The following is a 20923-nucleotide window of genomic DNA, read 5'->3' as shown; positions in this document are numbered from 1 at the left end:
GGACAGCGAGCCAGCGCAATATTCACTGACCTTAAGCATAAACCTTCCGGCTCAGAGCAAAGTCGTTGACCTTGCGCCGGATGGAATGGACATTCGGGACAGTACCTCGAGCGGTACTGTCCCGAAATTCAATCTGATCAGAGCTTGCCGGCGTCCTTCAGGATGTCGGTTGCTTTCTGGGCTGCCGTATCAAGCGCTTCCTTCGACGTCTTGTCGCCGAGGATCGCCGCCTGCAGTTCCGGATAGACCGCATTGGAGATTTCGATCCATTCGGCAAGCGGCGGGACCGGGAACGCGCTCTTCGCCTCTTCCTGGAAGGCGTTCAGCACCTCAGTCTTGTAAGGATCAGACTTCGCCTGCTCGATGTCCCATTCCCACACTTTCGTGCGCGTCGGCAGCGGGCCGTTCTTGGCTTCGAGTTTCTGGCTATCCTCATTGGTCAGCCACCAGACCAGCGAAGCTGCAGCATCCTTGTGGGCGCAGTTTTCCGTTACCGAGAAGCCGTGGTGGCCGGACCAGCCCGTCCGCTTGCCGGACGAACCCTTCGGCGCCACCTTGATGCCGACATTGCCGGCAACCTTCGACGATTTCGGATCGTTGAAGAAGCTAGCCCAGCCCGGCCAATCGAGATTGAGCGCAATGGAACCTGAAGCAAAGCCCTGCCCGAGGTCATCCCAAAGGTAATTGGTGGTGCCGGCCGGCACAGCCTTTGCCTTGTAAAGGTTCACGAACCAGTCGAGCGCCTTGATGCCGGCTTCCGAGTTGAACGCGGGCTTGCCTTCCGCATCGATATACTCGCCGCCTTCGGCAATGACCATTTCGTAGAAGCGGCCATTGATAGCCTCTTCCTTGCCGGCGAACTGCGTACCGTAGAAGTCCGGCGCTTTGGTGAAGAACAGCGCCTGATCCGAAACCTGCTGCCAGGTATCCGGCGGCGTCAGGTCATAGCCGTACTTCTCCTTGAAAGCCTTTTTGTTGGCGTCGTTCTCGTAGAGGCTCTTCTGGTAATAGAGAGCCGATACGTCGAACTGCGCGCGAGGCAGCATGACGAGCTTGCCGTCGAGCGTGGAGGCCTTGATGTTGTTGGGGACGAATTCGGCGATTTCCTCAGCCGGAATCAGTTTGTTGAGGTCAGTGTAGATGCCCGGATATTGCGGCGCGAACGATGAGTGGTTAGAACCGACGCACCAGTTCAGGCTGCCCGAGGCGATATCGGACTTGATCTCCTTGTCGAGTTCGAAATGGTTCTTTTTCGACAGGATGTTGACCTTGGCACCCGTCAGTTTTTCCCATTCGCCGATGCGCTCGTAGAGCGGCTCATATTGCTGCCCGCCGATCAGCTTCGCGTCAATCGTCACACCCTCGAACTTTCCGGGCAAGTCCGCCGCAACGGCAGCCTGCACTGCCAACAATGCGATAACCCCAGCTGAAACGCTGGCCAAAAGAGACTTCATTGAAATACCTCCCAAAAACGAGACCGCTCCCCGGTTCTCGCATAGTTGAACACCCATATATGGGCGCTTCATTCATATACAAACATTAATGCGCCGTATCGTCAAGCAAGGAATTCGCTTTCCTACGAATATCCTCTTCGTATATGCATACTCCTGATGGGGAGATTTTCTTATGACAGAAGAAGACGATAGCGACCGATATCGGGCGCCGGCGCTTGACAAGGGCCTGGATATTCTCGAACTGCTTTCCGGGATTGATGGTGGACTGACCCAGGCGGAGATTGCCAAGTTTCTTGGCCGAAGCCCCAATGAATTCTACCGGATGCTTGATCGGCTGGTTCGCCGCGGCTATGTCACGCGGCTCGAGGGCGACCGCTATTCGCTTACCCTGAAACTCTTCGGCCTCGCACAGCTCCATGCTCCGGTGAGGCGGCTCGTATCCTACGCGACACCACTGATGCGCGACCTCGCGGTCAGCTCAAAACAGGCAAACCAGCTCAGCGTATTCGATCGCGGCGCGGCGGTGGTCATTGCCCAGCAGGAGGCACCGGACTATTGGGGCATTTCGATCCGCGTGGGCTCGCATATAAGTCTGTTCAATACAGGCTCCGGTCACGTGCTCCTCGCATTTCGCTCGGATGACGAGCGCGCCCTGATGATCGCGGAATATGAAAAGCACGCGGACGATATCGCCCAGCCGGCGGATTTTCTTGAGCGTCTCAACCAGATCCGCGAGCGTGGCTATGAGGTCATGCCAAGTGCCCAGACGGCAGGCGTATACAACGTTTCTGCACCGGTGCTGGGGCCGGACGGTCGGGCCATCGCTGCACTGACCTGCCCCTATATCCAACTGCTCAACATCGCGAATGCTCCTGCGATCGACGATGCACGCAAAATGCTGGTGGCGACCGCCCAGAAACTATCGGCGCTTGCTGGCGCCGACGTTATCCATTCCAGTGTGCCCCGCAAAGACTGAACTTAAGGAAGAATACCAATGTCCGTCGCGCCCTTGATAGACACCCACCTGCACATCATCGACCAGTCAGCCTTGTCATACCCCTGGCTTTCGGGCGCAGAAGCGCTCAACCGCGACTTCGGCTATGAGGAATATGCCGTGCAGGCACGCCGTGCCGGAATCGCTCGGGCGCTGCACATGGAAGTGGATGTTGCCGCTGGCGAGATTGAAGCCGAGACCACCTATGTTGCCGGCCTTGCCAATCGTGAAGACAGTTTTATCGCCGGAGCGATTTCTTCCTGCCGTCCTGAGGACGAAAATTTTGCAGCGTTTCTGGAACGGCAGGTCGCAAATCCCTTCGTCAAAGGCTTTCGCCGGGTGCTGCATGTCATGCCTGACGAATTGTCGGAGAGCGCGACCTTCCGATCCAATATCAGGCGTCTCGGCAAGACTGGCTTGACCTTCGACCTTTGCGTCCTCCCGAGACAGATCGACAAGGCGATGGCGCTTGCCGAACTTGCGCCTGATGTCACGTTCATTTTGGATCACTGCGGCGTGCCGGATATCAAGGGCAACGGCTTAGAATACTGGCGCGGCAAGATTGCCGATATCGCCCAAAGACCCAATGTCATCGCCAAGATATCGGGCGTCGTCGCCTATGCGGACGCTGAAACATGGCGGACTGAAACACTGGCGCCCTATATGCATCACGTGATCGACAGCTTCGGCTTTGACCGGCTCGTCTGGGGCAGCGATTGGCCAGTATGCACGCTTGGTGGCGGCCTTGCGACCTGGGTCGCCGCAACCCATGCGCTCCTCTCCGGCTGCAGCAATGACGAGCGTGCAAGGCTTTTTTCGGAGAATGCCAGGCGCATCTGGAATTTCGCCTAACTCCATTCAGGCCGGGACCGGTTCGAATGGGCTTGCCTGCCGCCGCGCGCCGCTTTACCCATGGTAAAATCATCGGCACACAATTCCAGGAGTGACAATGGCGGTAGAAACAAGCGGACCAGACCTTCTAAGCGTTGTGGTCCTGCTTGGCGCGGGCGTCGTCGCCGTTCCCTTGTTCAAGCGCCTCGGCCTCGGTTCAATCCTCGGCTATCTCGCGGCAGGGGTCGTCATTGGCCCCTTTGGCCTGAAGTTTTTTTCCGACCCCGAAACGATCTTGCATGTGGCGGAACTCGGCGTCGTCATGTTTCTGTTTATTATAGGCCTTGAAATGCAGCCGTCGCGCCTTTGGGGGTTGCGCAAGGATATATTTGGCCTGGGCGCTCTTCAGGTGGGGGTGTGCGCACTCCTCCTCACCGGCGTTGGTATTGCGACCGGCTTCCCGGTCGCACATTCGTTCGTTGCGGGCGCCGGCTTCGTTCTGACGTCGACAGCCATTGTCATGCAGCTTCTTGAAGAGCGCGCCGAGACCGCGACCCCGCAAGGTCAACGCATGGTGTCGATTCTCCTCCTCGAAGACCTAGCCATCGTACCCTTGCTTGCCCTCGTTGCCTTCCTTGCACCCATGGGCGCTGCTGCGTCCGGCGGCATTCACTGGATCGAGATTGGCATCGGGGTCGGAGCCATTGTCGGCCTCGTGCTTGCCGGGAAATACCTGCTCAACCCGCTGTTCGGCTTTCTTGCGCAATCGCGCGCCCGCGAAGTCATGACGGCGGCGGCGCTGCTCGTCGTCCTTGGATCGGCGCTGGTTATGCAGGTCAGCGGGCTCTCCATGGCCATGGGCGCTTTCCTCGCTGGCGTGCTCCTCTCTGAATCGACGTTCCGCCACCAACTTGAAGCGGATGTCGAGCCGTTCCGCGGCATCCTGCTCGGCCTGTTCTTCCTAGCGGTCGGCATGTCGCTTGACCTCGGCGTCGTTGCGGCGAACTGGAAGACCGTCATTTTCTACGTCATTGCCTTCAAGCTTGTGAAAGGCACCGGGATCTATGTTGTAGCGAGGTTGTTGAAATCCTCGAACCGCGAAGCCATCGAGCGCGCCGTCATCATGGCGCAGGGCGGCGAGTTCGCCTTCGTGCTCTATGCGACGGCAACCGCGGTGGGCATCCTCGATGGGCAGGCAAATGCGATCCTCACTGCCGTCATCATTTTCTCGATGTTCCTGACTCCGCTGCTTCTCGTGGCGCTGCGCTATCTGATGCCGGAAGAAAAGCCTGATCTGGAAGGTGTGGAAGCGGCGGAAGGCCTGTCCGGGAACGTTTTGATCATCGGCTTTGGCCGTTTCGGGCAGATTTCCTGCCAGCCATTGCTTTTGCGCGGCGTCGATATCTCGATCATCGACAATGACGTGGAAATGATCCAGGCAGCATCGCAATTCGGCTTCAAGGTCTATTACGGCGACGGCACGCGGCTCGACATCCTGCATGCCGCCGGCGCCGGACGTGCCCAGGCGGTTCTTATCTGCGTCGACAAGGCCGAAACGATTCTCGCCATTGCCAATCTGCTCAAATCCGAATTTCCGCTCGTGCAGATTTACGCGCGTTCCTATGACCGCGGCAATACGATCGAGCTCATCAAAATCGGCGTGGAATACCAGATGCGCGAAACCTTCGAATCCGCACTGATCTTCGGCGAAAACACGCTCGTGGGGCTCGGAGTGGACAAGTCCGAGGCCGCCGATGTGATCGAAGATGTCAGAAGACGCGACGCGGAAAGGCTGGACCTTCAGGTCGCAGGCGGCATTCGCGCCGGCATCGACCTCATGAAAGGCAATGCTCCGGTTCCGGGCCCGCTTATCAAGCCCCGCCGCGCCGGCCAGGTGATCAATCCCGAGGTCGCTGGTGTCGCGCCGCCGCAAAACGCCGATGCAAGTTGAAAGGGATCTCACTATGGCCGATACGGACGATGCGAAGATCAAAGCCATCATCGATTTCTGGCGCGAAGCAGGCGAGGAAAAATGGTGGGGCAAGGACGAGGCGTTCGACGAGCTCTGCCGCACTCAGTTCCTAGACGATCATTATGCGGCAGCGCGGCGAGAATATGAACATTGGGTCGATAGCCCCCAAGGAGCGCTGGCGCTGATGATCCTCCTCGACCAGTTCCCGCGCAATTTCTTCCGCAATACCGGCCACATGTATGCGACGGACTCACTTGCGCGCATGTTTGCCCATCTCGCACTCGAGCAGGGTCACGATATTTCGACCGATGCGGTTTTGCGCGCGTTCTTCTATATGCCCTTCATGCATGCGGAAAACCTTGAGGACCAGCGCCGCTGCGTGGAACTCTGCAGCGGCGGCTCGCCGGACAATCTCGAATACGCCCACGAGCACTATGAGATTATCCAGCGTTTCGGCCGCTTTCCGCATCGCAATGCCATTCTAGGGCGCACGACGACTGAGGAGGAACAAGCCTTTCTCGATGCCGGTGGGTTTGCCGGGTAGGCAAAACACCCGGCTGGCCCCTTGAACTCAGAGCTCCCGGCTGCCATTATAGCTATATCTGGCAACACGCAATTTTCACTATGAGAGCCAGTCAAACAGGGACTGACCGCGCATCGATGCCGGACGAACAATCTGAAGAGCCTCCAAGTCCGGACTTGCGAAGCAGGCTGACTCTGCATGCGCAGCGTCAGCGACCGACTCCATATCCCGCTATTTTTTTCTGTTTGCTATCTGTCCGCGGCCTCCGCTGCGGTGTTGCGTTGTCACGCGCCGGCGCTCCCGCCTTCCGCGCAGCACGCTGATCATTTTCTTCGAAAGGACCTGACGTTCCAATGGAATGGACCCTTGACTGGATTGCCGATCCCAATGCCTGGATAGGACTCTTGACTCTGATCGTGCTCGAGATCGTCCTTGGCATCGACAATCTGGTTTTCATCGCGATCCTTGCCGACAAATTGCCCGCCCACCAGCGCAACCGCGCGCGCATTCTCGGCTTGTCCCTGGCGCTGATCATGCGCCTGCTGTTGCTTGCCTCGATCACTTGGGTGATCAAGCTGACGACCCCGCTTTTCAGCGTGGCGGGGCTTAATTTCGCCGGGCGCGACATCATCCTGATCATCGGTGGCGTCTTCCTTCTGTTCAAGGGCACGATGGAACTCCACGAGCGCCTGGAAGGCCATCTCTCCGCCAAGGAAACAAATGCCGCAAACGCGGTGTTCTGGCAGGTCATCGCGCAGATTGTCGTGCTCGACGCCGTTTTCTCGCTCGACAGCGTCATTACCGCCGTCGGCATGGTGAAGCATCTCGAAGTCATGATGATCGCAGTCGTCATTGCCGTTGGCGTCATGATGCTCGCCGCCAAACCGCTGATGACCTTCGTCAACCGCCATCCGACGGTCGTCATCCTCTGCCTCGGCTTCCTCATGATGATCGGCTTCAGCCTCATCGTCGAAGGCTTCGGCTTCCACATTCCCAAGGGCTATCTCTACGCCGCGATCGGCTTCTCGGTGCTCGTCGAGGCCGCCAACCAATTGGGTCGCCACAATCGCGAGAAGCACATCACGACGATGGATCTGCGCGACCGCACGGCGGGCGCGGTCCTCCGCCTGCTTGGCGGCGGGCGCGGCACCGAGGCCCCCCATTCCGATACGCTCGATGTCATTGCCGAGCATAGCGCTGCGGGTGACGTGTTCCATCCCGAGGAAAAGGAAATGATCCGCGGGGTTCTGGATCTCGTCGAGCGCCCGGTCCGCTCGATCATGTCGCCCCGCAACGAAGTCGAATGGCTCGACCTCGATGAAACCAACGAGGAACTCCTTGCAGAGATCCGCACGCTTTCCCACAGCCGCGTCGTGCTCGCCCGCGGACGCGTCGATGAATTCGTCGGCGTTGCGCTTACAAAGGATCTGCTTTTCGCCATTCTCGACGGCGGCAAGATCGACTGGGAAAATGTCACGCGGCAACCGCTTATTTTCCACGAGAACGCCAATGTGCTTCGGGTCATGGAGCAACTGCGCGGCTCGTCCGTGCAGATGGGCGTGGTGCTCGACGAACACGGATCGTTCGAGGGTGTCGTGACGCCCACCGACGTTCTCGAAGCCATCGCCGGCGATTTTCCCGAGGAAGGCGAAGAGAGCCCGCTCCTCGAGCGCGCGGAGGACGGAAGCATGGTCGTCGATGCCTATATCGATATTCGCCGCTTGGGCGGCCTGATCGATCGCGATCTGGTCGACGAGGGTGACCGCTATACCACGCTTGCCGGTTATATCCTGTGGAACCTTGGCCACATTCCCGCGGAAGGCGAGAAACTCACTGTCGATGACCTCGCATTTGAGATCGTCGAGATGGACGGACGCAATATCGGCAAAGTGCGTATTTCGCCGACGCAGCCCGCCGCATTCATCTGACGTGGTCGCCTGGTAGGGCGGCGGTGCGTGGTTCTGTGGGTTCGTCGAACCACGCCTGCCTCAGCGTTCAGCCGCCGAGGATCGCCTTTTTGAACGTCTCGATATTGTGGTGCATCATGTCGATATATGTGCTGGCGCCCTCTTCCGGCTTCGACAGCGCATCCGAATAGAGCGTCCCGCCGACATTCAGTTTGGTCTCGCTGGCGATCTGCTCGATCAGGCGCGGATTGGTGATGTTCTCGACGAAAATTGCCGAGGCCTTGTCCTCCTTGATCTGCTTGATCAGCGCAACGATATCGGCGGCCGACGCTTCCGAATCCGTCGAGATACCCTCAGGCGCGAGGAAAGTGAGCCCATACTCGTGCTGGAAATAGCCGAAGGCATCATGCGAGGTAATGACGAGGCGCTTCGACTCGGGGATCGAGGCGATGCCTGCCTTTACCTCGGCTTCCGTTGCATTGAGCTTTTCGGTGTATGTGGCCGCATTGGCTTTGTATGTTTCGCAGTTTGCAGCGTTGGCTGCACAAAAAGCATCGACGATGTTTGTCACATAAATCTTGGCGTTGCTGATTGATTGAAACGCGTGCGGATCGTAGGCGCCGTGTTCCTCATGCTGTGAGCCGCCCGCGGCATCATGATCGTGTTCGGCTTCAGCACTTTTTATCGGCTCCACGCCCTTGCTCAGTTCGACAATCGGCGCCTTGGTGGCGCTTGCCTCAACCAGTCGCGGCAGGAAACCCTCGAAATGCAGGCCATTCACCAGAACGACATCGGCGCCGGCAACTGCCGCGGCATCGGCAGGCTTCGGCTCATACACGTGCGCATCGCCATCTGGACCAACCAGCGTCGTTAGTTTGATCTTGTCGCCGCCAACGTTCTTAGCGAAGTCCGAGATCACCGTGAAGCTGGAGACAACCTTGAGCGGGTCGGCATGGGCTATGGAATAGTTTGCGATAAGTAATAGTATAACATTCAAAGTTGCGGCAAGTCTGAGGGCTTTTTTCATGATCGATTCCCTTGGTTGCTAGGCAGTTCTGTGGCGGTGAGGACGTAGGCGGCTATTCACGATGCCGCGTGTACCGATGACGATCGAACAGAGATAGATCGCACCAGCGGACAAGATGATGGCCGGACCCGATGGCAGGGCAAAATGATAGGAGATCAAAAGTCCACCGGCGCAGGAAACCCAGCCGATGACAATCGCAAGGGCGCACATCGGCCCGACACGCGCGGTCCAGAACCGCGAGGCGGCAGCGGGAAGCATCATGAGACCGACGGCGAGCAAAGTGCCGAGCGCCTGGAAGCCACCGACAAGGTTGATGACCACAAGTGCAAGAAAGATAAAATGCACGGGTGTGCCGATGCGGCTCACCGAACGAAGGAATAGCGGGTCGAGACATTCTGCGACAAGCCCGCGCCAGAAGATGGCGAGCGTCACGACGCTGATCGCGGAAATGACCCCGATGAGGCTCAGCGCTTCATTGTTGAGCGCGAGAACCGTTCCGAAAAGGACGTTCATCAGATCAACGTTCGAACCGCGCAACGAGACGATCAGAACACCGAGCGCCAACGAAATCAGATAGAAGGCGGCCATTGAGGCGTCCTCCTTCTGGATGGTGAAGCGCGATACGGCGCCCGCTCCAAGCGCTACGATGACGCCGGCCACCAGGCCGCCGATCGTCATCGGCACGATCTGCAGTCCATAAAGTAGAAATCCGACGGCCGCCCCAGGCAGGATTGCATGGGCCATTGCATCGCCCGTCAGGCTCATGCGCCTCAACATCAGGAATACACCGACGGGGCAGGAGCCGAGCGCGAGCGCAATCGATCCAAGCAGGGCGCGCTGCATGAAACTGTAGTCGACGAACGGCGCGATAAAGAAATCATACATGGTCGCGATGCCCATGATGGCGATGTTCATCGCCACGATCGTGATGGTGATGGCCATCTTCATGTTGATGCGTGGCAGAATGTGCCACATCGTCCTCGCACCAAGGCGCACCCTCTTCCCACGCCTCGTGAAATTGCCGTGCATGCAGAAGATTCTCTGGCCGCAGGGTCTCGCGCGACGCGCCCCAGGCAATAGGCTTGCGCGCGAGGAGCAAAGTTTCGGGAAAATGCTCACGCACAAGATCGAGATCGTGGACGACGACCATGATCGTACGATTCTCGCCGTGCCAGCGCTTGATAAGGGCAATTAGGTCGCTGACGGTCTTCGTGTCGATCGCATTGAACGGCTCATCGAGCAGAATGAGATCGGCGTCCTGCAACAATACCCTGGCAAACAGCGCACGCTGCAACTGTCCGCCAGAGAGCGTGTCGATCGGCCGAAGCTCGAAACCCTCGAGCCCGACGCTCATCAGCGACCTGGACACTCTTTCGCGGTCTTCGGCAGTGATGCGGCCAAGAAGCCCCCGCTTCGGCCAAAGGCCGAGCGAGACAAGGTCGACAACACGGGCCGGGAACGACCGATCGAGTTCGGATTGTTGCGGCAGGTAGGCAATACGCGTGCCCTTCTCGACCGTGCACGAGCCCGACATCGGCTTCAAGACACCGACAATCCCCTTCATCAGGGTGGATTTGCCCGACCCATTGAGGCCAACCACAGCCGTAAGCGAGCCACGGCGAACGCTTCCGCTCAAATGATGAACGGCCGGGTGCCGGTGATAGCCGAGCGTAAGGTCACGAAACGTCAGGCAGGGTTTGAGCATTGGTTATGTCGCATTCGCTGAGGTGCCGGCTAAGCGCGGCTTTGCCAAATCGATATGTGATGTTATTACATTAGTCAAGAATGGCCAATTTGAGAACGTCTGGAAATCGTGTATCCACTGGCACTAAGGTCCAAGACTGACTATCTGTTATTGGTGATCAAGGAGCATTTTCGGCAATGACATCGACGCAAGAGCTGACCAAAAACCAGGCGCTGGTCTTCAAAGCATTGGCTCGCGCCGAAGGGCCGCTTAGCGCCTATACGATCCTCGACCAATTACGTGGCGAGGGCTTCCGGGCGCCGCTGCAGGTCTATCGTGCCCTCGATAAATTGCTCGACTACGGCATGATCCACCGTCTTGAGAGTATCAATGCCTTCGTCGCCTGCTCGCATCCCCACAACCACAGCCACAGCCACGGCATGACCGCCTTTGCGATCTGCGAGAAATGCGGGCAGGTTTCGGAGTTCTCCGACGAGGTGATAACCGGGCGCGTGCGGGAATGGACGAGCACAAACGGCTTCAGACAGTCAAAAACGACGATTGAAATTCGCGGCGTTTGCGCCAATTGCGCTGGTGCCTGAATCGCTGTTTCTATCGGCGCTTATAGGCCTTCAGCCACATATCCACGCCAGATGTGACCGTTTTCCGGATCAGCCCCTGCGAGGGCGGCGTGGCCATGCAGCCGAAAATCCGCTTCTTGAATAGCCCCGACATGAATAGGTCTGCCAGTTGGTAGGTGGCAAGTTCCGTATCTTCGATATCCAGTGTTCCGGCAGCGACATGCTTGTCGATCAGCGCGCGCATCAGGGCCTGACCGCGCCGGGGACCGCGTTCATAGAAATCGCGACTCATTGACGGCATACGCTCGGCAACGCCGATGACGACCCGCTGTGCCCGAATGACGACATCGGACGTCACCACCGTCGCCAGTGCCGTTCCGAACTCGATCAGCGCCTCGCGCAGATCGCCGTCGCTCTCCAACGCATGATAGATATCGGCAAACAGAACTTCACGATAATGATTGCAGAGCTCCATGAAGAGCTCTTCCTTGCTGTCGAAGTAGACGTAGATCGTACCTTTCGACACGCCTGCTTCACGCGTAATGTCATTCATGCTGGCCGCGTCGAAGCCCATCTGCGAGAAAACGCGGTTCGCTCCCTCAAGTATCTGCTGTCGCTTTGCCGGATCTTGCCCCGCTGCAAGACGGCCCGGGCGGTCTCCATCGGTCATGAAATCGGCATCCGAAAGTGGGGGCGCCGACATAACATGTGGCTTGGTGGACGACATACTAACGTATTTTCCTTTTTCCGATTCTTTTTCGAACCAATCGGTTCGATCCACTTGATATGCGCTTACATTTGCGCTATGTCAATGATCGAACCGATTGGTTCAATCACTTTTTCAGAGTGAGTTCCATTAGAAAGAGCCATTCAATGCCAGCGTCCAAAGCAAAGAACGAAGCTGACATCCGCCAGTTTCCAGCCCCGGCTCCTGCCGCAAAGGTAGAGGCAACGGCCAAGGTAGAGGCGCCGCAGCCTGAGGTCACGACCGCAGCGCCGGTCGCCCCAAAGCGTTCGAAAAAGCGCTTTATCCTGCCGATTCTGATTGTGGCAGCCCTTACGGCGGGCGCCTGGTACGGCCATGAATGGTGGACGACCGGCCGCTTCATGGTTTCCACCGACGACGCCTACATTCAGGGTGATATTACCGCGATTGCCCCGAAGGTCATGGGTTACATCGATACGATCAACGTCGTCGCCAACCAGCGCGTCAAGGCGGGTGATCCGCTGATCACGCTTGACAATGGCGACTATACGATCGCCGAGGAGCAGGCCGAGGCGCAGATCGCGACACAGACGCTTTCGCTCGACCGCATCAAGGCGCAGACCGAGGCCGCCAAGGCTTCGCTGCAGCAGGCGCAGGCCGGCAAGCTGGCCGCACAGGCGGTCCTGACAAATGCCGAGTCCGCTTCGGTACGCGCCAAGCAGCTCCATGCGACGAGCTTCGCCTCGCAGTCTCAGCTCGACGACGCCACCGCTGCGCTTGATCAGGCAAAGGCCAATATTGCTTCCTCCGATGCACAGATCGCAACAGCCGTTGCCAACGTCGGCGTGCTGGACGCCCAATACAAGGAAGCCGAAAGCACGATCGCTTCGCTTAAGCTTGCGAAGGACAAGGCAGCGCGTGATCTCGGTTTCACCGTCATTCGCGCCCCGGTCGATGGCGTTATCGGCAACCTTGCCGCCAAGAAGGGCGATCTTGTCAGCTCGGGCCAGCGTCTTGCTGCGCTCGTTCCGGTAAGCGCACTTTACATCGACGCGAATTACAAGGAAACGCAGCTGCGCGATATTGCCGTCGGCCAGAAGGTGCAGGTACGGGTCGATGCGCTGTCGGGCGAAACATTTGGGGGCACGGTTGCGTCTGTTGCCCCCGCCTCCGGGGCCGTGTTCTCGCTGCTTCCGCCCGAAAATGCCACCGGCAACTTCACCAAGGTCGTCCAGCGCGTTCCCGTTCGTATCGCCCTGCCCGCCGACGTGCTTGCTAGCGGCAAACTACAGGCCGGTCTCAGCGTCGTCGTCGACGTCGATACGCGTACAACGCCGAGCTCGTAGCCGGATAGGCCGAAGATCATGTCAAAAGTCACCACCATGGGAGGGTCCGCAGCACCTGCGGTCCCCGACGAGCATATTGATCCGAAGAAGGCGATTGCTTTCCTCGCGATGGTCTTTGGCATGTTTATGGCCATTCTCGACATCCAGATCGTTTCTGCTTCACTGGCCGAGATACAGGCGGGCCTCAGCGCCAGCTCCGACGAAATCTCCTGGGTGCAGACGTCCTACCTGATTGCCGAGGTCATCATGATCCCGCTGTCCGGCTTCCTTGGCCGGCTGGTCTCGACGCGCATTCTCTTTTCGGTATCGGCGGCGGGTTTCACGCTGGCGAGCATCCTCTGCGCGACCGCGACAAACATCGACCAGATGATCGTCTACCGTGCCATCCAGGGCTTCATCGGCGGCGGCATGATCCCCAGCGTTTTCGCCGCGGCGTTCACGATCTTTCCGCCCTCCAAGCGCTCGATTGTTTCTCCAATGATCGGCCTCGTAGCGACGCTCGCGCCAACCATCGGGCCGACGGTTGGCGGTTATCTCAGCAATGCTTTTTCCTGGCATTGGCTGTTCCTCGTAAATGTCATTCCGGGCATTCTTGTCGCCGTGGCGGCGTGGAATCTCATCGATTTCGACAAGGGCGATCGCTCGCTCCTCAACAAGTTCGACTGGTGGGGCCTCGCCGCCATGGCGGCGTTTCTCGGTTCGCTCGAATATGTTCTGGAGGAAGGACCACGCAACGACTGGCTGCAGGACACGACAATTTTCTATTGCAGCATTGTTCTCGTTGTCGGCGCCGTCACCTTCTTCTATCGCGCATTTACCGCTGAACAGCCGATCGTCGACCTTTTCGCCTTCAAGAACCTGAACTTCGCGTTTGGCTCGGCCTTCTCCTTCGTTCTCGGTATCGGCCTTTATGGATTGACCTATATCTATCCGGTCTATCTCGGTCAGATCAGAGGCTACGATGCCTTGATGATCGGCGAAGCGCTGTTCGTCAGCGGTCTTTGCATGTTTCTCACCGCGCCGGTTGCCGGCTTCCTTTCCGGCCGCATGGACCCGCGCATCATGATCATGATCGGGTTTCTGGGCTTTGGTGCGGGCACCTGGACGATGACGCATCTGACCGCCGATTGGGATTTCTATGAACTGCTTATCCCACAGATATTCCGTGGCGTTTCCCTGATGCTCTGCATGGTGCCGATCAACAATCTGGCGCTGGGCACGCTGCCGCCCGCGCGCTTGAAGAACGCCTCTGGCCTGTTTAATCTCATGCGTAATCTCGGCGGCGCGGTCGGACTGGCGGTCATCAACCAGATCCTGACCGATCGCGGCGCCATTCACTATGCGCAGCTTTCCGAAAACGTCCGCTGGGGCAATCCGGAAGCGCAGGAACTCATTGACAACATGACCAGGAAGTTCGCTGCCAACGGTCTCGATGGGCCGACGACAGCGTTGAGTAAAGTCTCGGGCATGGTGCATCAACAGGCATCACTTATGTCCTTCATGGATGTTTTCTACATCCTCACCCTTCTGTTTGCCTCGCTGGCGGTCTTCGCCATTCTCATGCGCAAACCTGGAGCACCAGCGGCCGGCGGAGGTGGCGGCCACTGACGTGCGGCCTCGACCAAGTAATTGCGGAATGCGGTTATTCGACTAACCTTTGCCAGGATTGTTTGCGAGCATTTTTAACCTGATATGCCCCTCGCGCTAATGCAGACGATTTAGCTTTCGGCTGAATTGCTAAGCCACGAAAAAAGTGGTTCACTCCGGCGTACTGCTCAGGGAGCGGGCGTTCACCACCTTGTCATCGATCTGTCATCCAACTGACATGACAGACCTATATCGGGATGGCCGAACGTCACGAAGAGCCAATGACGTTTCGCACAAAGGGGTGTTAACAAATGATCGACTATTCAAAACGATTGCTCGCGCTGTCGACGGCTGTGCTGTTCGCGGGTACGACGATTTCGTTCGCCGAAGCACCGGCCGAACTGGTGGCCGCAGCCAAGAAGGAAGGCGCGCTGACGACAATCGCGCTGCCGCACGACTGGTGCGGATATGGAGACATCATCGCGGGCTTCAAAGCCAAGTACGGCCTCGAAGTCAACGAACTCAATCCAGACGCGGGTTCCAAGGACGAAGTTGAAGCGATCAAGGCGAACAAGGACAATAAGGGTCCCCAGGCTCCTGACGTCATCGATGTCGGTCTTTCGTTTGGCCCCGATGCCAAGAAAGACGGCCTGACGATGCCATACAAGGTATCGACCTGGGATTCGATCCCGGCCGAACTGAAGGACGCCGACGGTCATTGGTACGGCGATTACTACGGTGTCATGGCGCTGGAAGTGAACACCGATATCGTCAAGAACGTCCCGAAGGACTGGGCCGACCTGCTCAAGCCGGAATATGCCAACAGCGTTGCCCTGGCCGGGGATCCGCGCGCATCGAACCAGGCGATTCTGGCCGTGTCCGCTGCCGGCGCATCGAGCGGCGCCAAGCCCGGTACCGAAGGCGGCGAAGCAGGCCTGAAGTATTTTGCTGAACTCAACAAGGCTGGCAATTTCGTCCCGGTCATCGGCAAGTCCGGTACCCTCGCTCAGGGTGCGACGCCAATCATCATCACCTGGGACTACAATGCCCTGGCTGGCCGCGATACGCTCAAGGGCAATCCGCCCGTTGAAGTTGTCGTGCCCGCCTCCGGCGTCCTTGCCGGTGTTTATGTTCAGGCGATCAGCGCCTACGCGCCGCACCCGAATGCTGCCAAGCTCTGGATGGAATACCTCTATTCCGACGAAGGCCAGGTCGGTTACCTCAAGGGTTACTGCCATCCGGCGCGTTTCAAGGATCTGATCAAGAACAACAAGGTGCCGAAAGAAGTGCTCGATAAGCTGCCGCCAGCGGCCGCTTATGAGAAGGCCTTCTTCCCCACTCTCGATGAACAGGCTGCCGCCAAGGAAGTCATAACGAAGGGCTGGGACAAGGTCGTCGGCGCGAACGTCAAGTAATTTTCATCACACGATCCCCGCGGAGCTATCCGCGGGGATTTCTATATTGCGCGACGCACACTGTGCTAAGTTGCACAGTGTCGTTGCCTGAAAGCATATGCCCGGCGTCCTGTCTCGTGGTTTGTGCGAGCCGGGACAGGAACCCTAGAAGCGGTCTCGAATACACCCATGAGTGTGATCTCTGAAACTGGCCCTGCACTTCCGGTCGTAACGCCCGAGCGAAAACGGCTGTCCCTTGATTGGCTGGGCGTTATGCCATTCATGATTTTTGCCATCATGTTCCTAGTCCTGCCGACGGTATTTCTCGTTGCAGGTGCCTTTCAGGATGCACAGGGCAATCTGACCCTCGCCAACATGGCCAATCTTTTTCAGCCGTCGATCCGCGATGCCTACTGGATCTCGATCAAGATCTCCCTGGCCTCCGCGTTGCTGGGCGCAGCGATCGGCTTCTGCATCGCTGCCGCTGTTACGCTTGGTGGCCTTCCGGGCTGGATACGCGCCCCGATGATGACCTTTTCCGGCGTCGCTTCAAACTTCGCCGGCGTTCCGCTTGCCTACGCCTTCCTGTTCACCTTGGGGCGCACCGGTCTGGTCACTTACCTTCTGCTGAATATCTTCGGCTTCAACCTCTATGCTCACGGCTTTAATCTGCTGAGCTTCTGGGGCCTGACAATCACCTACCTCTACTTTCAGATACCGTTGATGGTTCTCATCATTACCCCGGCCCTTGATGGACTGAAGCGTGAATGGAAGGAAGCAGCGCTCATTCTTGGCGCGACGAAAACCCAGTATTGGCGGATGGTTGCGTTTCCGATCCTCTGGCCAGCATTGCTTGGCACCATTCTCCTGCTGTTTGCCAATTCGTTTGGAGCAATTGCCACCGCTTATGCGCTGACCGGCTCCTCCCTCAGCATCGTCCCCATCGTCCTCTATGCCCAGATACGCGGTGACGTTTTGCAGGACCCGCAGCTTGGCTATGCTCTCGCTTTCGGCATGATCGTCATTACCGGCGTTTCCAACGGTATCTACATCTGGATGCGTGCCCGTAGCGAACGGTGGCTCAAATGAAGACGAATCGTTTCTGGTCCTGGCTCGCGCTCGCCTTCGGAATTCTTTATTTTGCACTGCCACTGATCGGCCTTCTGGAGTTTTCGCTGCGCATGCGGCGCGGCACCTATTCGCTCGATGCCTATTGGGTCGTCCTGAGCGACCCCGGCTTCCAGGCGACATTCGCTTATTCAGTTGTCATGGCCATCGCGACCATCATCGTCGGCGTCGTCCTGGTTGTCCCGACGGCCTATTGGGTACGATTGAGACTGCCAGGCTGGCGTCCGTTCATAGAGTTCATCACGCTGCTGCCGCTCGTCATTCCCGCAATTGTCATCGTGTTCGGCTACATTCGGCTTTACAATACGTCGTCGATTTTGCCGCTGACGGGATCCGCGATGGGAACAAACATCCTGCTTTGCCTCGGATATACAACGCTTGCGCTGCCTTATATGTACCGCGCTGTCGACACCGGGCTTGGCGCCATCGACATACGAACGATGACGGAAGCAGCCGAAAGCCTTGGCGCAAGCCGGATTACCATCATGTCGAGCATCATCTTGCCAAATGTGCTCGTCGCCGTGCTCTCGGGCGCATTCCTCACCTTTGCTATCGTCATCGGTGAATTCACCATGGCGGCGTTGCTCAATCGACCGGCGTTTGGCCCGTTCCTGCAGCTGCTAGGCGCCAACCGCGCCTACGAACCTGCAGCGCTCTCAGTGATTGCTTTTGCTATTACCTGGGTCTGCATGGGCCTTATCCAGGTCGTTACCCGCCTTAACAAGTCTCTCGCTGCTACCAGGCGATAACCGGAAACAACATCATGTCTTTCCTAACCATCAGCCACTTGAAGAAGAGCTTCGGAGCCACAACCGTCGTCCACGATTTCAATCTGGACATCGAGAAGGGCGAGTTCATTTCATTCCTCGGGCCCAGCGGTTGCGGCAAGACGACGGTGCTACGAATGGTAGCGGGTTTCGAAACGCCATCGTCTGGCAATATCAGCATTGGCGGCAGGGATGTCGTCAACCTCAAGCCCAACCAGCGCAATATCGGCATGGTCTTCCAAGCCTATGCGCTGTTCCCCAACATGACGGTCGCGCAGAATGTCGCGTTCGGTCTGAAGGTGGCGAAGAAGCCGCAGGCGGAGATAAATGCGACCGTGCACGAGATGCTGGCGCTGATCAAACTCGACCACCTCGCCGAGCGCTTCCCCTACCAGCTGTCCGGTGGCCAACAGCAGCGCGTGGCGCTCGCCCGGGCGCTTGCCACGAAACCCCAGGTGCTCTTGCTTGATGAGCCGCTGTCGGCCCTCGACGCCAAGATACGCGTTTCGCTGCGTGAAGAAATCCGTGCAATCCAGCGCAAGCTCGGCATCACCACGATCTTCGTGACCCACGACCAGGAGGAGGCGCTGTCAATCTCGGACCGCATCGTCGTCATGTACGAGGGCCGGGCCGAGCAGGTTGGCGCACCCTTCGAGATCTACAACCAACCGGCATCACGGTTCGTAGCTTCCTTCGTTGGAACGCTGAATACGCTCGACGCCGTCGTTCGCGACGCCAAGACCGGCATCATCACGGTCGACGGCAAGGACGTTGCGATTGGACCGCGTCTCAACGGACACAAATCGGGCGACCGGATTTCGCTCGCGGTGCGGCCAGAAGCGGTAAGCCTTGGCGAAGCCACCGACAAGCGCGAAACGACGCTCGACGGCAAGATCAACAGCGTGCATTTCCTTGGCTCGGTGATCCGCATCCGCGCGTCGCTCGGCGAGAACATCGTATCGTTCGATACGTTCAACAACCCGAGCGCCCCACCGCCCGAACCAGGTGAAAGCGTCAAGGTCAGCTTGGCGGCGAAGGATTTGCTGGTTCTCGGGCATTAGGTCTTGAACATGCGGACCGAACTACCTTGGCTAAGACTCTCTAGCTAAGGTATTCCTGCCCATGGTTACGGTTAATATGCACGAGGCCAAAACGCAGCTCTCAAGCTTGGTAGAAAGCCTTGAGCTCGGTCGGGAAAGCGAGTTTATTTTGGCCAGAAACGGTGCTCCGGTCGCAAAGCTTGTGCCATTTACCCCGCCAAAGCGTATTGGGACGGCGCGGCACATTCTTGAGGGGTCTCGATATTCCGAAGACTATTGAGGCTTTTAATGGAATTGACGGCGATGTTGCGGAAGACTTCGAAAGCAGCGCTTCGCGACAGTTAGCCCCGTGAAGCTTCTGTTGGATACCCCTATAGCGCTCTGGATTGCCGAGGGATCCGATGGTCTGTCTTCCAAGGTCGTCGATATCGCCGAGAACCCGGATAATAACTTGTACGTGAGCGCTGCGGCTATTTGGGAAATTGCGATCAAACGCTCGAAGGGCAATCTCAAACTGCATCCGCGCGATGCGCGCTCTGCGTTCCATCTTGCAGGAATTGCGGAATTACGGTCACGGGAGAACATGCCGAAGGGATGGCGTCTCTCCCGCATTATCCGGACCACTCCGATCCGTTTGACCGTATAATGATCGCCCAAGCGCTCCATGAGGCTGTGCCACTCGTGACTGCTGATTCCAAACTTTGGCGCTACCACTCGACACTTGTGATACCAGCCTCATGATGCCAATCGCCGGGAGCGCCTTTTCCGCCGCCCCGATTTAGCTCGATAGCAAAGCGTGAGGCTACCCCGCGATTGCTTCCTCGAGCAACTTGAGCGCGGCCTTCTTCGTCAGTTTCACCGGATTGCCGCCTGCCGTCGGATCGATAATCGCCATATCCGCGATGCGTTCTTTCTGCTTTTTGGTCATGTCGAGATCCTTGATCAGACCGGGCAAGGTGTGGGGTACTTTCAATTCCTTGCGCAGCTTCAATATCGCCTTGGCAAATCCGTCGAAGCCTCCCTTGATGCCGATATAATTTGCAAGGCGTGCAATGCGCTCCTCGACAGCATCGCGGTTGAAGGCAAGCACATAGGGCATGAAGACGGCGTTGGTCATGCCGTGATGCGTGTCGTAGATCGCCCCGATCGGATGCGACAACGAATGGATCGCGCCAAGTCCTTTTTGAAACGCCGTCGCGCCCATTGCCGCTGCGCTCATCATATGAGCGCGTGCCGTCAAATCCTTGCCATTGGCAAATGCCTTCGGGAGGTTCTCGAACACAAGCCGTATACCTTCTAAAGCGATGCCGTCTGCCATCGGATGATAGCCCGGCGCGCAGTAGGCTTCGAGGCAATGGGCGAGCGCATCCATGCCAGTTCCTGCCGTGATGAAAGCTGGCATGCCGACCGACAATTCGGGATCGGCGATCACGATCGCCGGCAGCATCTTCGGGTGGAAGATCACCTTCTTCGTATGGCTTTCCTCATGGGTGATGACGCCGGCGCGACCGACCTCTGAACCGGTCCCCGCGGTCGTGGGGACAGCAATAATCGGCGCGATCGCATCGCTGTCGGCCCGGGTCCACCAGTCGCCAATGTCTTCGAAATCCCAAACCGGTCGCGTCTGCCCCGCCTGGAAGGCAATCAGCTTGCCTAGATCAAGGGCCGAGCCCCCGCCAAAGGCGATGACGCCGTCATGCTTGCCCTTCTTGAGGGCGGCAATGCCCGCCGTAAGGTTCGACTCAACCGGATTAGGCTTAACATCCGAGAACACGCCATAGGGTATTTTTGCGTCATCAAGGATTTTCAGTGTGCTTGCCACGACAGGAAGCTTGGCGAGGCCCGGGTCAGTGACAAACAGCGGCTTCTTGATGCCTGTTGCCTCTAATACTTCGGGCAGTTCCTTGATACGCCCCGCGCCAAAGCGAACCGTGGTCGGATAATTCCACTTGGAAATGAGTTTGCTCATGTGATGTCTCTTT

The 20923-nt window shown here is 57.9% G+C and carries 19 protein-coding genes; 13 read left to right on the top strand and 6 right to left on the bottom strand.

Annotated features, from left to right (window positions below; genetic code table 11):
• Positions 1–137 precede the first annotated feature (137 nt).
• Positions 138–1454 carry a sugar ABC transporter substrate-binding protein gene (locus AAAB35_RS18685; RefSeq protein WP_340669781.1) on the bottom strand — a complete coding sequence of 439 codons (1317 nt, stop codon included), beginning with the start codon at positions 1452–1454 and terminating at the stop codon, positions 138–140.
• A 172-nt stretch (positions 1455–1626) separates the two neighbouring features.
• On the opposite strand from AAAB35_RS18685, the gene AAAB35_RS18680 reads away from it, so the two are divergent.
• The 5 genes from AAAB35_RS18680 (at position 1627) to AAAB35_RS18660 (ending at position 7702) form a co-directional block, all read left to right on the top strand.
• Complete coding sequence (locus AAAB35_RS18680) at positions 1627–2430, top strand: IclR family transcriptional regulator (RefSeq protein ID WP_340669780.1); 804 nt, start codon at positions 1627–1629, stop codon at positions 2428–2430.
• An 18-nt stretch (positions 2431–2448) separates the two neighbouring features.
• Positions 2449–3300: an amidohydrolase gene (locus AAAB35_RS18675; RefSeq protein WP_340669778.1), complete on the top strand. Its 852-nt coding sequence runs from the start codon at positions 2449–2451 to the stop codon at positions 3298–3300.
• Between the two features lie 97 nt (positions 3301–3397).
• Positions 3398–5230, top strand: coding sequence for a monovalent cation:proton antiporter-2 (CPA2) family protein (locus AAAB35_RS18670; RefSeq protein ID WP_340669777.1), 1833 nt, complete (start codon positions 3398–3400; stop codon positions 5228–5230).
• 13 nt (positions 5231–5243) lie between these two features.
• Positions 5244–5795: a DUF924 family protein gene (locus AAAB35_RS18665; protein ID WP_340669776.1), complete on the top strand. Its 552-nt coding sequence runs from the start codon at positions 5244–5246 to the stop codon at positions 5793–5795.
• A gap of 332 nt (positions 5796–6127) precedes the next feature.
• Positions 6128–7702 (top strand): TerC family protein, encoded by a 1575-nt coding sequence (locus AAAB35_RS18660; RefSeq protein ID WP_340669775.1) that lies wholly within the window; start codon positions 6128–6130, stop codon positions 7700–7702.
• 67 nt (positions 7703–7769) lie between these two features.
• On the opposite strand, the gene aztC is transcribed toward AAAB35_RS18660, so the two are convergent.
• Genes aztC through aztA form a run of 3 tightly spaced genes read right to left on the bottom strand, consistent with a single transcriptional unit; the run spans position 7770 to position 10413 of the window.
• Complete coding sequence (gene aztC, locus AAAB35_RS18655) at positions 7770–8708, bottom strand: zinc ABC transporter substrate-binding protein AztC (protein WP_340669774.1); 939 nt, start codon at positions 8706–8708, stop codon at positions 7770–7772.
• A gap of 18 nt (positions 8709–8726) precedes the next feature.
• Positions 8727–9593, bottom strand: coding sequence for a zinc ABC transporter permease AztB (aztB, locus tag AAAB35_RS18650; protein ID WP_340669794.1), 867 nt, complete (start codon positions 9591–9593; stop codon positions 8727–8729).
• Positions 9586–10413 carry a zinc ABC transporter ATP-binding protein AztA gene (gene aztA / locus AAAB35_RS18645; protein WP_340669773.1) on the bottom strand — a complete coding sequence of 276 codons (828 nt, stop codon included), beginning with the start codon at positions 10411–10413 and terminating at the stop codon, positions 9586–9588. The genes aztB and aztA overlap by 8 nt, the downstream gene beginning before the upstream one ends.
• Before the next feature lie 176 nt (positions 10414–10589).
• On the opposite strand from aztA, the gene AAAB35_RS18640 reads away from it, so the two are divergent.
• Positions 10590–10994: a Fur family transcriptional regulator gene (locus AAAB35_RS18640; RefSeq protein WP_340669772.1), complete on the top strand. Its 405-nt coding sequence runs from the start codon at positions 10590–10592 to the stop codon at positions 10992–10994.
• 10 nt (positions 10995–11004) lie between these two features.
• Here the strand turns inward: AAAB35_RS18640 and AAAB35_RS18635 are convergent, their stop codons facing one another.
• Positions 11005–11643 (bottom strand): TetR/AcrR family transcriptional regulator, encoded by a 639-nt coding sequence (locus AAAB35_RS18635; protein ID WP_340669771.1) that lies wholly within the window; start codon positions 11641–11643, stop codon positions 11005–11007.
• A gap of 203 nt (positions 11644–11846) precedes the next feature.
• Here AAAB35_RS18635 and AAAB35_RS18630 point away from each other — a divergent pair, with 203 nt between their 5' ends.
• The 7 genes from AAAB35_RS18630 (at position 11847) to AAAB35_RS18600 (ending at position 19587) form a co-directional block, all read left to right on the top strand.
• Positions 11847–13025, top strand: a complete 1179-nt coding sequence (locus AAAB35_RS18630) for an HlyD family secretion protein (protein WP_340669770.1) — start codon at positions 11847–11849, stop codon at positions 13023–13025.
• Between the two features lie 18 nt (positions 13026–13043).
• Entirely contained in the window at positions 13044–14633 is a 1590-nt protein-coding gene (locus AAAB35_RS18625; RefSeq protein WP_340669769.1) for a DHA2 family efflux MFS transporter permease subunit, read from the top strand.
• A 290-nt stretch (positions 14634–14923) separates the two neighbouring features.
• The gene (locus AAAB35_RS18620) at positions 14924–16027 is read left to right on the top strand and encodes an ABC transporter substrate-binding protein (protein ID WP_340669768.1); all 1104 of its coding nucleotides are present in this window, start codon (positions 14924–14926) and stop codon (positions 16025–16027) included.
• A gap of 168 nt (positions 16028–16195) precedes the next feature.
• Complete coding sequence (locus tag AAAB35_RS18615) at positions 16196–17095, top strand: ABC transporter permease subunit (RefSeq protein WP_340669767.1); 900 nt, start codon at positions 16196–16198, stop codon at positions 17093–17095.
• Positions 17092–17883 (top strand): ABC transporter permease, encoded by a 792-nt coding sequence (locus tag AAAB35_RS18610; RefSeq protein WP_340669766.1) that lies wholly within the window; start codon positions 17092–17094, stop codon positions 17881–17883. Before AAAB35_RS18615 ends, AAAB35_RS18610 begins: the two co-directional genes overlap by 4 nt.
• 14 nt (positions 17884–17897) lie before the next feature.
• Positions 17898–18962 carry an ABC transporter ATP-binding protein gene (locus AAAB35_RS18605; protein WP_340669765.1) on the top strand — a complete coding sequence of 355 codons (1065 nt, stop codon included), beginning with the start codon at positions 17898–17900 and terminating at the stop codon, positions 18960–18962.
• 340 nt (positions 18963–19302) lie between these two features.
• A complete protein-coding gene (locus AAAB35_RS18600) occupies positions 19303–19587 on the top strand; it encodes a hypothetical protein (RefSeq protein WP_340669764.1) in 285 nt (94 codons plus the stop codon).
• A gap of 156 nt (positions 19588–19743) precedes the next feature.
• On the opposite strand, the gene AAAB35_RS18595 is transcribed toward AAAB35_RS18600, so the two are convergent.
• Complete coding sequence (locus AAAB35_RS18595; RefSeq protein ID WP_340669763.1) at positions 19744–20910, bottom strand: iron-containing alcohol dehydrogenase; 1167 nt, start codon at positions 20908–20910, stop codon at positions 19744–19746.
• Positions 20911–20923 lie beyond the last annotated feature (13 nt).

Origin of the sequence: Phyllobacterium sp. (genome assembly GCF_037994425.1) — a bacterium.
Taxonomy (GTDB): Bacteria; Pseudomonadota; Alphaproteobacteria; order Rhizobiales; family Rhizobiaceae; genus Phyllobacterium.
The sequence above is the reverse complement of the archived record's forward strand: the minus strand, read 5'-3'. Positions and strand labels throughout refer to the sequence as shown.

Bases quoted from the DNA above. Each gene is read 5' to 3' on its own strand.
- AAAB35_RS18685 (WP_340669781.1), bottom strand. From the start codon at position 1,454: ATGAAGTCTCTTTTGGCCAGCGTTTCAGCTGGGGTTATCGCATTGTTG.
- aztB (WP_340669794.1), bottom strand. From the start codon at position 9,593: ATGTATGATTTCTTTATCGCGCCGTTCGTCGACTACAGTTTCATGCAG.
- AAAB35_RS18680 (WP_340669780.1), top strand. From the start codon at position 1,627: ATGACAGAAGAAGACGATAGCGACCGATATCGGGCGCCGGCGCTTGAC.
- AAAB35_RS18635 (WP_340669771.1), bottom strand. From the start codon at position 11,643: ATGACCGATGGAGACCGCCCGGGCCGTCTTGCAGCGGGGCAAGATCCG.
- AAAB35_RS18620 (WP_340669768.1), top strand. From the start codon at position 14,924: ATGATCGACTATTCAAAACGATTGCTCGCGCTGTCGACGGCTGTGCTG.
- AAAB35_RS18640 (WP_340669772.1), top strand. From the start codon at position 10,590: ATGACATCGACGCAAGAGCTGACCAAAAACCAGGCGCTGGTCTTCAAA.
- AAAB35_RS18610 (WP_340669766.1), top strand. From the start codon at position 17,092: ATGAAGACGAATCGTTTCTGGTCCTGGCTCGCGCTCGCCTTCGGAATT.
- AAAB35_RS18595 (WP_340669763.1), bottom strand. From the start codon at position 20,910: ATGAGCAAACTCATTTCCAAGTGGAATTATCCGACCACGGTTCGCTTT.
- AAAB35_RS18615 (WP_340669767.1), top strand. From the start codon at position 16,196: ATGAGTGTGATCTCTGAAACTGGCCCTGCACTTCCGGTCGTAACGCCC.
- aztA (WP_340669773.1), bottom strand. From the start codon at position 10,413: ATGCTCAAACCCTGCCTGACGTTTCGTGACCTTACGCTCGGCTATCAC.
- AAAB35_RS18625 (WP_340669769.1), top strand. From the start codon at position 13,044: ATGTCAAAAGTCACCACCATGGGAGGGTCCGCAGCACCTGCGGTCCCC.
- AAAB35_RS18670 (WP_340669777.1), top strand. From the start codon at position 3,398: ATGGCGGTAGAAACAAGCGGACCAGACCTTCTAAGCGTTGTGGTCCTG.
- AAAB35_RS18675 (WP_340669778.1), top strand. From the start codon at position 2,449: ATGTCCGTCGCGCCCTTGATAGACACCCACCTGCACATCATCGACCAG.
- AAAB35_RS18665 (WP_340669776.1), top strand. From the start codon at position 5,244: ATGGCCGATACGGACGATGCGAAGATCAAAGCCATCATCGATTTCTGG.
- AAAB35_RS18660 (WP_340669775.1), top strand. From the start codon at position 6,128: ATGGAATGGACCCTTGACTGGATTGCCGATCCCAATGCCTGGATAGGA.
- aztC (WP_340669774.1), bottom strand. From the start codon at position 8,708: ATGAAAAAAGCCCTCAGACTTGCCGCAACTTTGAATGTTATACTATTA.
- AAAB35_RS18630 (WP_340669770.1), top strand. From the start codon at position 11,847: ATGCCAGCGTCCAAAGCAAAGAACGAAGCTGACATCCGCCAGTTTCCA.
- AAAB35_RS18605 (WP_340669765.1), top strand. From the start codon at position 17,898: ATGTCTTTCCTAACCATCAGCCACTTGAAGAAGAGCTTCGGAGCCACA.